The sequence below is a fragment of the Pedobacter jejuensis genome (genome assembly GCF_003725795.1).
Classification (GTDB): domain Bacteria; phylum Bacteroidota; class Bacteroidia; order Sphingobacteriales; family Sphingobacteriaceae; genus Pedobacter; species Pedobacter jejuensis.
Genome location: NZ_RBEE01000044.1, coordinates 96,344 through 110,049 on the forward strand (window position 1 = coordinate 96,344; position 13,706 = coordinate 110,049).

At 34.9% G+C, this 13,706-nt stretch carries 11 protein-coding genes; 8 read left to right on the forward strand and 3 right to left on the reverse strand.

Annotated elements, in window-relative coordinates; genetic code table 11:
* Nucleotides 1-230: 230 nt before the first annotated feature.
* The 3 genes from lpdA to D7004_RS18385 all read right to left on the reverse strand — a co-directional run bounded on the left by lpdA (nt 231) and on the right by D7004_RS18385 (nt 4,145).
* Nucleotides 231-1,637, reverse strand: coding sequence for a dihydrolipoyl dehydrogenase (gene lpdA, locus D7004_RS18375; RefSeq protein WP_123207292.1), 1,407 nt, complete (start codon nt 1,635-1,637; stop codon nt 231-233).
* 167 nt (nt 1,638-1,804) lie between these two features.
* Nucleotides 1,805-2,965, reverse strand: coding sequence for an esterase-like activity of phytase family protein (locus D7004_RS18380; protein WP_148042838.1), 1,161 nt, complete (start codon nt 2,963-2,965; stop codon nt 1,805-1,807).
* Nucleotides 2,966-3,251: 286 nt separating this feature from the next.
* Nucleotides 3,252-4,145 carry a DUF6515 family protein gene (locus tag D7004_RS18385; RefSeq protein ID WP_123207294.1) on the reverse strand — a complete coding sequence of 298 codons (894 nt, stop codon included), beginning with the start codon at nt 4,143-4,145 and terminating at the stop codon, nt 3,252-3,254.
* A 201-nt stretch (nt 4,146-4,346) separates the two neighbouring features.
* Between D7004_RS18385 and D7004_RS18390 the strand changes: the two genes are divergently transcribed.
* The 8 genes from D7004_RS18390 to D7004_RS18425 all read left to right on the forward strand — a co-directional run bounded on the left by D7004_RS18390 (nt 4,347) and on the right by D7004_RS18425 (nt 13,305).
* Nucleotides 4,347-6,215, forward strand: a complete 1,869-nt coding sequence (locus tag D7004_RS18390; RefSeq protein ID WP_123207295.1) for a CocE/NonD family hydrolase — start codon at nt 4,347-4,349, stop codon at nt 6,213-6,215.
* A gap of 6 nt (nt 6,216-6,221) precedes the next feature.
* Nucleotides 6,222-8,093, forward strand: coding sequence for a CocE/NonD family hydrolase (locus D7004_RS18395; RefSeq protein ID WP_123207296.1), 1,872 nt, complete (start codon nt 6,222-6,224; stop codon nt 8,091-8,093).
* 36 nt (nt 8,094-8,129) lie between these two features.
* Nucleotides 8,130-9,788, forward strand: coding sequence for a M1 family metallopeptidase (locus tag D7004_RS18400; RefSeq protein WP_123207297.1), 1,659 nt, complete (start codon nt 8,130-8,132; stop codon nt 9,786-9,788).
* Between the two features lie 197 nt (nt 9,789-9,985).
* Nucleotides 9,986-10,717 (forward strand): head GIN domain-containing protein, encoded by a 732-nt coding sequence (locus D7004_RS18405; protein ID WP_123207298.1) that lies wholly within the window; start codon nt 9,986-9,988, stop codon nt 10,715-10,717.
* A gap of 216 nt (nt 10,718-10,933) precedes the next feature.
* On the forward strand, nt 10,934-11,365 hold the full coding sequence (locus D7004_RS18410) for a VOC family protein (protein WP_123207299.1): 432 nt from the start codon (nt 10,934-10,936) through the stop codon (nt 11,363-11,365).
* Between the two features lie 74 nt (nt 11,366-11,439).
* Nucleotides 11,440-11,817 carry a DoxX-like family protein gene (locus D7004_RS18415; protein WP_123207300.1) on the forward strand — a complete coding sequence of 126 codons (378 nt, stop codon included), beginning with the start codon at nt 11,440-11,442 and terminating at the stop codon, nt 11,815-11,817.
* Nucleotides 11,818-11,821: 4 nt separating this feature from the next.
* A complete protein-coding gene (locus D7004_RS18420; RefSeq protein ID WP_123207301.1) occupies nt 11,822-12,559 on the forward strand; it encodes a DUF2071 domain-containing protein in 738 nt (245 codons plus the stop codon).
* Nucleotides 12,547-13,305: a methyltransferase domain-containing protein gene (locus D7004_RS18425; protein ID WP_123207302.1), complete on the forward strand. Its 759-nt coding sequence runs from the start codon at nt 12,547-12,549 to the stop codon at nt 13,303-13,305. Before D7004_RS18420 ends, D7004_RS18425 begins: the two co-directional genes overlap by 13 nt.
* Nucleotides 13,306-13,706 lie beyond the last annotated feature (401 nt).

Here is a 13,706-nt window from a genome sequence, read left to right on the forward strand (position 1 = left end):
CTCCATTCGAAATTACAGAGACAAGGTTTTTGTATTTAGAAGCTGAATCTTTTTTTTTTAACCTAAGGGATAAAAGCGACAGCCCCAACCAATGAAATGCTGACAATAATTTCCAAAAATATAAAGCCCTTTAGCAGCTTGGAACCATACCCAACTTTAATAAAAAAAGCCGATAATTTCTTATCAGCTTTTTTGTAAAGATATGCTGAAGCAAGTTCAGCATGATGTTATTAAATATGTATTGCTCTGTTATCGGTAGCAGCTAATGCAGCCTCTTTGAAAGCTTCTGTATAGGTTGGATGCGCATGGCTTGTACGAGCAATGTCTTCTGCAGATGCTCGGAACTCCATAGCTAGAACAGCTTCTGCAATCATATCTGCAGCACGTGGACCAATCATGTGTACGCCTAAAACTTCATCCGTTTCGGCATCAGCCAATACTTTAATGAAACCATCGGTATCCATACTTGCTTTCGCTCGTCCGCTGGCTTTGAAAGGGAAAGAACCAGCTTTGTATTTTGTACCTTTTTCTTTCAATTGCTCTTCTGTTAAACCAACAGAGGCAACTTCTGGCCAAGTGTACACTACACCTGGTATTAAGTTATAATTGATGTGTGGTTTTTGTCCGGCAATGGTTTCCGCAACATACGTTCCTTCATCTTCAGCCTTGTGTGCTAACATGGCACCGGTAATTACATCACCAATTGCATAAACACCAGGAACTGAAGTTTCTAAATGTTCATTTACCGGAATTTTTTTACCTCTTTCTTCAATGGTAATTCCGATTTTATCTAAACCCAAACCTTCGCTGTAAGCGGTACGACCAACGGCAACGATACAATAATCTGCATCGAAATTTACGGCTTCGCCTTTAGCATTTTCTGCAGTTACGGTTACGGTTTTACCCTTGTTGGTAGCACCAGTAACTTTATGACCCATGTAAAATTCCATACCAAGGTTCTTTTTCAATATACGCTGAAGTTCTTTTCCTAAACTGGCATCCATTGTTGCGATGATGGAAGGCAAAAATTCGATTACAGAAACTTTTGTACCCAGGCGAGCATAAACGGAGCCTAACTCTAAACCAATAACGCCACCACCAATAACAACCATTGATTTTGGAACTTCTTTAATATTTAAAGCTTCTGTTGAAGTGATAATTCGTTTTTTATCTATTGGTAAGAATGGCAATGCTGTTGGTTTTGAACCAGTAGCAATAATTACATTTTTAGCTGTTAGTGTTTCTGTAGAACCATCTGTTTTGGTAACGAGAATGGTGTTTTTATCTACAAAAGAACCAAGCCCTTCGTATGAATCGATTTTATTCTTCTTAAATAAATAAGTAATACCTGCAGTATTTTGAGCAACAACGTCGTCTTTACGAGCAATCATTTGCGGCATGTTTACTTTAAGGTTTTTTAAATCGATACCGTGAGTGGTAAACGTATGTGCGGCGTTATGGAAATGTTCTGAAGAATCTAACAAAGCTTTTGATGGAATACAGCCAACATTTAAGCAAGTACCTCCAAAAGTTTTATATTTTTCTATAACTGCAGTTTTTAAACCTAACTGAGCACAACGGATTGCGCCAACATAACCGCCCGGTCCTGAACCGATAACAACGACATCGTATTGCATAATTTCTTGATAATTTTGATTGACCAAAGGTAGGGAAAAAAGGTTGAAGGTAAAAGGCAGAAGGCTGAGGTTAAAAGACATGATGCCGTAAAATTTCAGCAATCTGAACAGAAATAAGAACTGCAGACGCTGCACCACAAACTGAAAATTGCCAACTGCAAACTGATTTACGGCATTACCTCAAAAAGAAAAAACTGCTGTACCTGTGCTTTAGAAAAGTTATTATCTACGCAGAAAATTAATGTCTTGTGTCCGTTTGGTAGGTTTGGACCAAAAGTTATACCTTCAAAATTGTCGATATGAATATTTAAACTATCAAAATCAAACAGTAATTTCTTTTTTAAAGGCCTTGGAGGGGTTTTCATAAATGATGCATTGTTGATTTCATTTTCGGCATCGTTTAAATCAACAAGATAAAGTTTTATAAAAGTATGATCGTCATGCCCTTTTGCCCAAGCACGCTCCATAATTAGAAGCGTATGGTTATTAATTGCCAAAATTTCTGAGATGCCATTTAAATTCCAATCGCTTGCTGAAGTTGGATTTACTGGCAACTCACCCAAATTATAAGCGTATTGTGCTGTATTTCTTTTACTATCAACATCAAATTTAGAAATCCGGGTTAAGGCTCCAGCGAAGCCGAATGCAGCTTGTTTTCCATCTTGATAAAGCGGCTCTTCTAAACTGGCATACAGCGATTTATAATTATCGGCATAACTTAAGCCTTCAAAGAAAGCATTTTTTCGAACACCATAAGTTTGCTTTGTAATTTCAAATCCCTTTGGCAAAGGCACCGTATCCAAAAATTTTCCTTGCGTAGATATAAATGTTAAAGCGGGTTGTACTAGTGTTGTATCTGTTGCCCTGTATAATCTTTCACCTTCATTACTCCATACTAGCCGATTTCTAATTGGGTCGAAACGAACCGATTCACCATCAGCTTTAGAATTTTTTCCATATTGATATTTTGGATATTGCTGCCCGTTTTTCTGTAAAATTGGTGTAACGCCAGTAAGTCTAATGGTATCAATTTTATTAGCTTTAATATCAATTTTTGCAGTATAAACTCTCGCCGGACTATACTGTGAAGGGTCATCGCTAATTAAAAAATATTGATCGTTCTTTGCATCATAATCGATTCCGGATAAACCACCAACCATTGTACTTTGAAAATTAGTAGTGTGTGGCAAAATATATTCATCCAAAAACTTGATAGATGAAATTGATGTTTCTACTTGCTTTGATATATTTCGTGTTGACGAACAAGAAGCCAACAGCAAAACAAATAGAAAATAAATTAATGAATTTTTGTGTGATGGTTTTTTCAATTTCAAATGGTTTATTAGTAAAAGTATTAAAATGTTGAAGGAAAATAATGAATGAATTATTTTTTAGAAAATTTTAATTCTGCAGAGATCTGTGATATCAGAGGGGAATTCTTTAGCCAAAGAATAATTTTGTAAAAATGCTTATCTGATTGGGCGATTTAAAATCTTCTCCCGTGGATAACGCAGATTTACGCAGAACAAATTTTGAGAACGCTTTTGCGAAGTTGTGAAAACAAAAAACCGCTTTAATAAAAATCAAAGCGGCTTCATCTATCTTAAAAAGATACTAATATAGTTTACCAATAACACGGTAACTTGTAGTGTTTCCACTTATAACCTCTTCATAATAAACGTCATCAGGGGAAACAAAATATTTTTCATTTTTAATGGTAACTTCTCTACAACCTTCTGGCAATACATTAATAACATCACCGATTTGGTGTGTATCAATCGGACCATCAGTTGTATTTAAAACCCCATCTTTACCAGCAACAATATAAACTGTTTTACCATCCTTATCTGTTCCTTGCGTGTAATAAATGCCTTTATACTCGTAATAATCTACACCATCAATCGTAACTAACTCTGCTTCTGATGGTAAATTTGGCACTTCTGCACCTACTGGCGGAACAACAACCTGATAATTATTTTCATATTGACGGTAAAATAACCCACCTGAATAATAAAACTGATCTTGCCCGTAATAAAATGGATAATAACCAAAGGGCAAAACATTTAAACGAAAGCCGATGAATGGTCTGTAATAATTGTAGTAACCGAAGTATGCTCTATTTCTAAATCCTGAACGATAGCCGAAACCCGGATGATAAGCATACCCAGGTCTGTTGTATCCAACACCTGGTCTGTAACCATTATTTGAACGATATCCTGGTCGTTCCGGTCTGCCAGAACTATAGCGACCACCTTGTGAATTATTAAAGCTACCACGATTTGGTGCTTGAGAAATCCTATTGTTTGATGAAGGCGCTTGCGCAGATGGTTGCCTGAAACCGCCACCTCTCGATGGTGATACAGAACTGGAACGACCTCCTCCTCCACCAATGCTACCACCGCCGCCGCCTCTGCTTGGTCTTTGAGCTGAAGCACTGTCTACAGCTAATGTTGCCATCACAGCTACTGCCGCAAAAACAACCAATGTTTTATTTAATAACCTTTTCATTTTTTTGTGTTTAAAACAATTGTATATAAGACGAGAGAAACCTATAAAAGATTATCTAACAATTTTAATTTAACTAAATTCTGATAATGGAATGACTATCAATGTATTTTACATCTTAACAAACCTTTTACCAGATGTTTTTTCTATTCAATTCTGATAAATCCTATATTTAAATTTTATTCCTAAAAACCAACCTCAACAATGAACCCTTGTAAAATTTTAGGTCTATTAATTTGTCTGTTTCTATCCAGCAATTTAATGGCTCAGCAATCCGATTCGGCTTACGTAAAAGAAAATTACACAAAAATAGAACGTAAAATACAAATGCGAGATGGTGTTAAACTTTTTACTTCGATTTATATACCCAAAAATCAATCCAAAAAATATCCTTTTTTAATTAACAGAACCCCCTATACTGTAGCACCTTACGGGGAAGATAAATTCAAGCTTAGTTTAGGAAATTTTCCTGCAATGATGCGTGAAGGTTTTATTTTTGTCTATCAAGATGTGCGTGGAAGGTGGATGAGCGAAGGAACCTTTGAAGATATTCGTCCGCAAACTTTAAAAAAGGGAAAAACGGCTGTAGATGAAAGTACCGATACTTACGATACAATAGATTGGCTGGTTAAAAATATCAAAAATAATAATGGAAACGCTGGTATTTATGGCATTTCCTATCCTGGCTTTTATTCTACCACGTCATTACCAAATTCTCACCCGGCATTAAAAGCGGTTTCGCCACAAGCCCCTGTAACCGATTGGTTTATTGGAGATGATTTTCATCATGGTGGCTCGCTATTTTTAATGGATGCATTTACTTTTATGAGTGGTTTTGGCGTTCCTCGTTTGCAGCCCATTACACCCGATAAAGGCCCAAAAGGTTTCAAATTTCCCATACAGGATAATTATCGTTTTTATTTAGAAGCGGGTTCTGTTAAAAATTTAAAAGATAAATACTTTGCCGATAGCATTAAATTTTGGAATGATTTATTCAAACATCCAAACCTGGATACGTTCTGGAAAGCGAGATTTATTCTTCCACATTTAAAAAATGTAAAACCAGCAGTTATGGTTGTTGGAGGCTTTTTTGATGCTGAAGATGCTTATGGAACTTTTGCAACTTATAAGGCGATAGAAAAACAAAATCCAGCGGCAAAAAATATTCTTGTTGCAGGTCCGTGGTTTCATGGTGGTTGGGTTCGTAGCGATGGCGCTTCTTTTGGAGATATTAATTTCGGTAAAACCACAAGCATCGATTACCAAAAACAATTCGAACTTCCATTTTTTAAACATTATTTAAAAGGTGAAGGTGATTTTAATGCTGCAGAAGCAAATATTTTTGTAACAGGAAGCAACGAATGGAAAAAGTTTACTGCATGGCCACCTAAGGAGGTTGAAACAAAAAATCTTTATTTACAACCCAACGGAAAACTAGCATTTGAAAAAGTTGGCAGAACTGATAGCTGGGATGAATATGTTAGCGACCCAAATAATCCTGTGCCTTACCAGGATGGCGTACAAACCAGGCGTACCCGAGAATATATGATTGATGACCAGCGTTTTGCAGCCCGCAGACCAGATGTTAAAACTTATCAAACTGATGCTTTAACTGAAGATATCACATTAACCGGCCCTGTACTTGCTAATCTTGTAGTTTCTACAACTGGAACCGATGCTGATTATGTAGTTAAATTGATTGATGTTTATCCTGAGGACGAACCGAATCCTAAACCCAACCCAAACAACATTATAATGGGTGGTTATGAAATGCTGGTACGTGGCGAAATACTTCGGGGCAAATACCGCAACAGCTTCGAAAAACCCGAGCCATTTGTTCCAGGTGCAATTACAAAAGTTAATTATGCTTTACCTGATGTTGCACATACTTTTAAGAAAGGACACAAAATTATGGTGCAGATTCAAAATTCTTGGTTTCCATTAGCAGATAGAAATCCGCAAAAATTCATGGATATTTACCAGGCAGAACCCGGTGATTTCCAAAAAGCAACTCATAAAATTTACCACGATACATCAAACAGTTCTTACATCAGCTTATCTGTTTTAAAATAAATCAATATGAAATATCTAAAAGTTATATTATCACTATTCCTTTTATCTGCTACGGCAAGTTTTGCCCAAACCAATAGCAGCTACACGAAAGAAAATTTCACCAAAAAAGAAATCTACATTACCATGCGAGATGGGGTGAAACTATTTACAGCCATTTATACGCCAAAAGATGCTGCGAAAGATAAAAAATATCCGATGATTATGCAGCGGACTTGTTATAGCATTGCACCTTATGGAGAAGACAAATTTCCTGCAAAATTAGGCCCATCTGATTTGATGATGAAAGAAGGTTATATCGTAGTGATGCAGGATGTTCGTGGCCGTTATAAGAGCGAAGGTACCTTTACAAACATGACACCGGTTATTGATAACAAAAAAGCAAAAACTGATGTTGACGAAGGTTCTGATACTTATGATACGATTGATTGGCTGGTAAAAAATGTCGCCAACAATAACGGCAAGGTTGGTCAATGGGGAATTTCTTACCCGGGTTTTTACACCGCAGCAGGTATTTTAAGTAACCATCCTGCTTTAAAAGCTTCGTCTCCACAAGCTCCAATTTCCGATTTCTTCTTTGATGATTTCCACCACAACGGTTCATTTCTACAAAGCTATTTCTTTACTTTTCCTGTGTTTGGGGTTCAAAAAACTCAGCCAGAAACTGCAGCATGGTATGGCAAGCAAACCATCAAACCAAATACTAAAGATGGCTATCAATTTGCATTGGATTTAGGTCCGCTAACAAATGCTGATAAATATTACAAGGATAATTTTTTCTGGCAAGAAACCGTGAACCACCCAAACTATGATGAATTTTGGCAAAAACGCGGTCTGTTAAAACATTATAATACTGTTAAACCAGCAGTAATGGTAGTTGGTGGTTGGTATGATGCAGAAGATTTATCAGGACCATTAAATATTTATAAATCAATTGAAAAGAAAAACCCAAACACATATAATACAATTGTGATGGGACCTTTTGGGCATGGAAGATGGAGCCGAGAAACCGGACACACCATGCACAGTAACGTGTATTTTGGAGATAGCATTGCAACATTCTATCAAAAAAACATCGAAGCCAAATTCTTTAACCATTTCTTAAAAGGTAATGGCGATAAAAATTCTGGTTTACCAGAAGCATACATGTTCGATACAGGAAAAAAAAATTGGGAAACATTTAACAAATGGCCAACCGAAAAAGCGACAAAACAAAAACTTTATTTAGGTGCCGATGGAAAATTAAGCATGACTGCTCCCACATCAGCAGGCGCTGTAAATTACATCAGCGACCCATTAAAACCTGTTCCTTATACTGAAGATTTAACTACAACGCTGGGTTTTACACCGCATAATTATATGAGCGAAGACCAACGTTTTGCTGGCAGAAGACCCGATGTATTGGTGTATCAAACAGAAATCCTGGATAATGATATTACCCTGGGTGGCGAAATTATGTCGCATTTAAAAATTGCTACTACTGGTACCGACGCTGATTTTATTGTTAAGCTAATTGATGTTTACCCTGCCGATGAACCAAACAATCCATACATGCCAAATAAAAGCATTACGTTAAGCAATTATTGGCAAATGGTACGCTCAGAAGTTATGCCTGCCCGCTTCCGTAACAGTTTCGAAAAACCCGAAGCTTTAGTAGCAAACCAGAAAACCGATGTTAATTTTAGATTACAGGATGTTTTACACACATTCAAAAAAGGACATAGAATTATGATTCAAGTGCAAAGTACAGCATTTCCGTTATTTGCACGTAACCCACAAAAATTTGTAGAAAACCCATATAAAGCTACCGAAGCCGACTACATTAAAGCCACTCAAACTATATTTAACGATAGTTTTATTGAAGTTGATGTGATTAAATAGTCTAAAATCAATTTCTGATTGGCTCACAAAAATAAAATGAAAAAGCTACTATTATTATTGACGCTTATTTTAAGCGTTCTTATATCAAATGCCCAATTAATGGGCAAAAAGCAGGTTAATACAAGAGCAGATAGTTTGCGTGGTACTTTAACGCCTTTACGTACTTGCTATGATATTAATTATTACCACTTAGATGTTAATATAGATTTGGAGCAGAAATCTGTAAGTGGCAGCAATGAATTTGTTTTTACGGCAGCACAAGATTTTAGCAAACTCCAATTCGATTTGTTTTCTAATTTAAAAGTTGAAAAAGTTGTTTATAAAAACACAGAGCTACCTTATAGCAGAGAATTTAATGCTGTATTTGTGAACTTCCCAAAAACAATTAAAAAAGGCACGAAAGATAAATTTACGGTTTTCTATTCGGGGAATCCACCTGTAGCACGTAACCCGCCTTGGGACGGAGGCTTTATTTTCAAAAAAGATTCTGCCGGAAATCCGTGTGTTTCTGTTGCATGCCAAGGTTTAGGTGCCAGCGTTTGGTGGCCAAATAAAGATCATCAAAGTGATGAAGTTGACAGTATGTTAATTAGCATCAGCGTACCTAAACAATTACAAGAAATCTCTAATGGAAGATTGAGAAGCATTACAGATAAACCTGATGGCACCAAGCAGTACAATTGGTTTGTTGGAAACCCAATTAACAATTATGATGTTACGTTTTACATTGGTAAATATGCCCATTGGACAGATACTTACGATGGTGAAGCTGGAAAATTAAGTCTTGATTTTTGGGCTTTACAGGTAGATAGTGCAAAAGCACGCCCCCACTGGGAAGCCGACGTAAAACCGATGTTAAAATGTTTTGAATATTGGTTTGGTCCTTATCCTTGGTATAAAGATGGCTATAAGTTAGTTCAGGCACCCCATTTAGGTATGGAGCATCAAAGTGCTGTGGCTTATGGAAATCAATTTAAAAAAGGTTATTTAGGTGGCGATTTAAGTGGCACCGGACATGGATTAAAGTGGGATTATATTACAGTACATGAAAGTGGGCACGAATGGTTCGGAAACAGCATTACATCTAAAGATATAGCCGATATGTGGATACATGAAGGTTTTACAGATTATTCTGAAACGCTATTTACGGAGTGTAGCGAAAACAAACAGGCTGCTGATGAATATGTGATTGGCATCAGAAAAAGCATCGGAAACCGAACACCGATTATTGGTCCTTATGGGGTAAACAAAGAAGGTTCTGGAGATATGTATTATAAAGGTGCAAACCTAATTCATACCATCCGCCAGTTGATAAACGATGATGAAAAATTTAGGCAGATTTTACGGGGTTTAAGTAAAACTTTCTATCATAAAACAGTAACAACCGCCGAAGTAGAAAATTATATCGCAAATAAAAGTGGTTTAAAATTAGACAAGGTTTTCGACCAATATTTACGCTACAGCAAAATTCCTGTTTTAGAGTATAAAATTAATAACAGTATGCTTTCTTATCGTTGGGTTACCGATGTTAAAGGTTTCGATATGCCTGTTAAAGTTTCGCTGAAAACTGGAAATTATTCCTTAATTAAGCCTACCAACGATTGGAAAACCATAAAGGTTGATGCAAGCATTAACGCAGACAATTTTAAAAACGACCCATTATTTTACATTGCAACAAAAAAGGTGGTGGATTAGATAGATTGGTTTTAAACATAGAGATAAAGATTTGGTAAGATATTAAGAGCCGTATTCAATCTTGTTTTTTCAACTTCCAAAATATTTGAATAATAATTTTAAATCGATGCAACTTTTTAAAAAAACCACCGTCTTATTAAAAAACCCTAATCATATTCGCTTTAATGTGTTAAACAAAAAAGCATAATCTTATTACCATGAAAAAAATATTCTCAATTTTATGTGCTGCGTTATTAATCACAGCTAGTTATAATTCATTTGCTAACATATCATTTCCGTCAACCAATGCTATAAAAGCAGAAGACGATAGAGACGTAAGAAATTTTAATGGAGTTGCAGCAGGCGGTCCGATAAATGTTATAATCACTTTAGGCAGCACAGAAAGCTGTAGGTTTGAAGGCGATGCTGATGCCATTTCTACTTTAATTACTGAGGTTAAGGGCAATGTATTAATTATTCGCCCTGAAAACAGCTGGACAAGCTGGGAACATAAATACGATAATAAAAAAATAACGGCTTACGTAACTGCTAAAAATATTAAAAGTTTAACAATGAGCGGTTCTGGCACTATGAGTGTTAAAGGAAATGTATCAGCAAAAACACTTTCTGTAACCGTAAGTGGCTCGGGAACGGTAAATACTACTGCAGATGTTGATGATTTAAATAGTGTTATTAGTGGCTCTGGTAAGTTAAATATTAATGGCTCTGCTGATGAAGCAACGATTGTAATTAGTGGTTCTGGCAATTTTTCTGGAAAAGATTTATCTGTAAATGATTTATCTACAACAATGAGCGGTTCTGGTACAGTTAATATTAAAGCTGAAGAACGTATCAAAGCAGTTATCAGCGGCTCTGGAAATATTAACTATTCTGGCAATGCAACGGTAGAAAAAACTGTAATCGGTTCTGGTAGAATAAGGAAAATATAATATTCAATCTTTCACAGATGGTTAAAGCGTCCCGATGTAAAATCGGGACGCTTTTTTTATTAGCAACAGTTAAGGTATATCCACAGCATAAAAATATTCTAAATCAGCGAGGAAGTTTATTATATTTAGGTTATAAAGTTTGTTGTCTGTAGAAATTGAATACTAAAATCGATTCATTTACTAACCGACTAATTATAAAACTAACAAATATCAATTATGGCACTTATTAATCCTCATATAAATTTTAATGGAAATGCCGAAGAAGCATTTAACTTCTATCAATCTGTTTTTGGCGGAGACTTCGTGAGAATTATTCGTTTCAAAGATCTTTCAAATGATCAGTTTCCTGTATCAGAAAAGGAAGAAAATAAGATTATGCACATTGCTTTATCTATCGGCAAAAATTTTTTAATGGGTAATGATGTTCCAGAAATTTTGGGCACTGTTAATGAAAATGAGAACAGGTCTAAGATTTCCATAACTGCAGAAAGTCGAGATGAAGCCGACAAACTCTTTAACGGACTTTCAGCAGTTGGAAGTGTTGAAATGCCAATGGCAGATAGCCCATGGGGTTCCTACTTCGGAATGTTTAGAGATAAATTCGGTATCGAATGGATGATAGATTATGATTCGCAGCAAAATGGATAGTAAGTAATGGGTTTCAGGTTTGATCATTAAACTGAATTTCATTCTATATATTTAAGCCTATTTTTAACTAATATATGGCGAAAAGCAGAATTTATAAAATTTTAAATTATTGTATTGCAACAGTTTGGCTCATTAATGGCCTTATTTGTAAAGTATTAAATGTAGTTCCTCGCCATGAAGAAATAATATCCAGAATTACTAATGTAAGTAACGCTAAACCACTTGCTATCATAATTGGCATTTTAGAAATTGTAATGGCAATTTGGATATTGAGCGGTTATAAAACTAAATTAAATGCAATTGCTCAAATTGTTGTAATCGCAACAATGAATGTGCTTGAATTCTTTCTTGTTCCTGATTTATTATTGTGGGGAAAATTAAATTCAGTGTTTGCGTTTCTACTCATTTTAATCATCTATTTAAATGAGTTTTATCTAAAAAAATTAAAGTAATGTAATGCTCTCCTATTTAAAAAACCATCCATTTGCAGTTGAAGCCCATTTTGATAGTTCGATTGTTGTAACATTTGCTGTTCCGAAAGAGCAATTGCAAAGCCTTATTCCAGAATGCTTACAACTTGATTTATTTGAAGATAAATGGGCTTTTATAGCTATCGCAATGGTTCAAACAAAGGATTTAAGGCCAAAAGGTTTTCCGGAATTTTTAGGTAACAACTTTTTTTTGATAGGCTATCGTGTGTTTGTTAGATATACCAATCATTTAGGCAAAACCTTGCGTGGATTGTATATCATAAAATCAGAAACTGATAAAAAGAAAATGCAATTGCTTGGAAACTTATTTACACATTATAATTATACAACAACCGATATTAAGCAGCATGATGAAGATGGATCGCTAGAAATATCATCCAATAATTCTAAATTTAAAATTAGAATAGATAGAAATGAAGATGATGTTTCTTTGCCCAAAAACTCTCCATTCTCAAATTGGAAAGAAGCTAGAAGATTCGCAGGACCTTTACCATTTACTTTCACATATAATAAAAACTCAAAAGAAATTTTAATTATCGAGGGAGTAAGAGAAAATTGGATACCAATTCCTATAAAAATTATTTATTACAATTTCGAGTTTTTAACTTCACTCAAAATAGATGCGATAATGGCAAATGCTTTCGTTATCAAAAACATCCCTTATTATTGGAAAAAAGGTAGAAAAGAAATATGGAGCAAATAAGAAAGCCTTTCCAAGGTGTTTTAAATATTGTTCGTTTTAACTGGCATTTTTATGCAATCGCAATAATTTTGATATTAGGAATGCTTTATATAGCAAACTTTTTCGAAAGGCCATACATACATTTTATATATATATTTTGTAGTTTATCTTTTGCATCAATATGTAGTTCTTTGTTAGCTTCATTATATATTTATGATTGCTCAGGATTTTATCTCCTTAAGTGGATCGACAAAAACAATCAGGAAAAAATAATTGTAAACATTAATGCTGGCTTTGATGAAACAAGTTATTTACTGCAAGAGAAATACAAGAATGCCAAACTAATTGCACTAGATTTTTACAATCCATTAAAGCATACCGAAGTTTCTATTAAAAGAGCAAGAAAAGCATATCCGCCATTCCCAAATACAATGCACACAAAAACTTCAAGTATAGCATTAGAAACCAATTCGGTTGATAAAATATTTGTAATTCTTGCCGCACATGAAATAAGAGATGAAATTGAAAGAACAAACTTTTTTTTGGAATTGAATAGAATAATTAAACCTGAAGGGCAAATTTATGTAACAGAACATTTAAGAGATTTTAAAAATTTTCTGGCATTTAATATTGGGGCATTTCATTTCCATTCTAAATCGGCATGGCTGCAGAATTTTAATAATGCAAATCTTAATATCAAAAAAGAAATAAAACTGACTCCGTTTATTTCAACTTTTACGCTCGATAAGGATGGAAATTCACTATAAAGTAATTGGCTTTTTATTAATCATACTTGCACTAATTCATATCGTGTTCCCAAAATATTTTGATTGGGTAACAGAACTTAAATCTTTAAGTTTAATCAATAGGCAAATGATGACAATCCACACCTTTTTTGTAGCACTAACTGTGTTTTTAATGGGTTTGCTCTGTTTAACATCTTCAAAAGAATTAATACACACTATTCTTGGAAAAAAAATATCACTTGGATTGGGCATTTTTTGGAGTATTAGGCTTATTGTTCAATTTTTTGGTTATTCTAGTAGCCTATGGAAAGGTAAAAGATTTGAAACATTTATGCACATTGTATTCTCTTTATTCTGGGCATACCTAAGCCTTATATTTTTCTCAGCATCTTTCAATTGACAATCCAGTGGAAAAGAATATT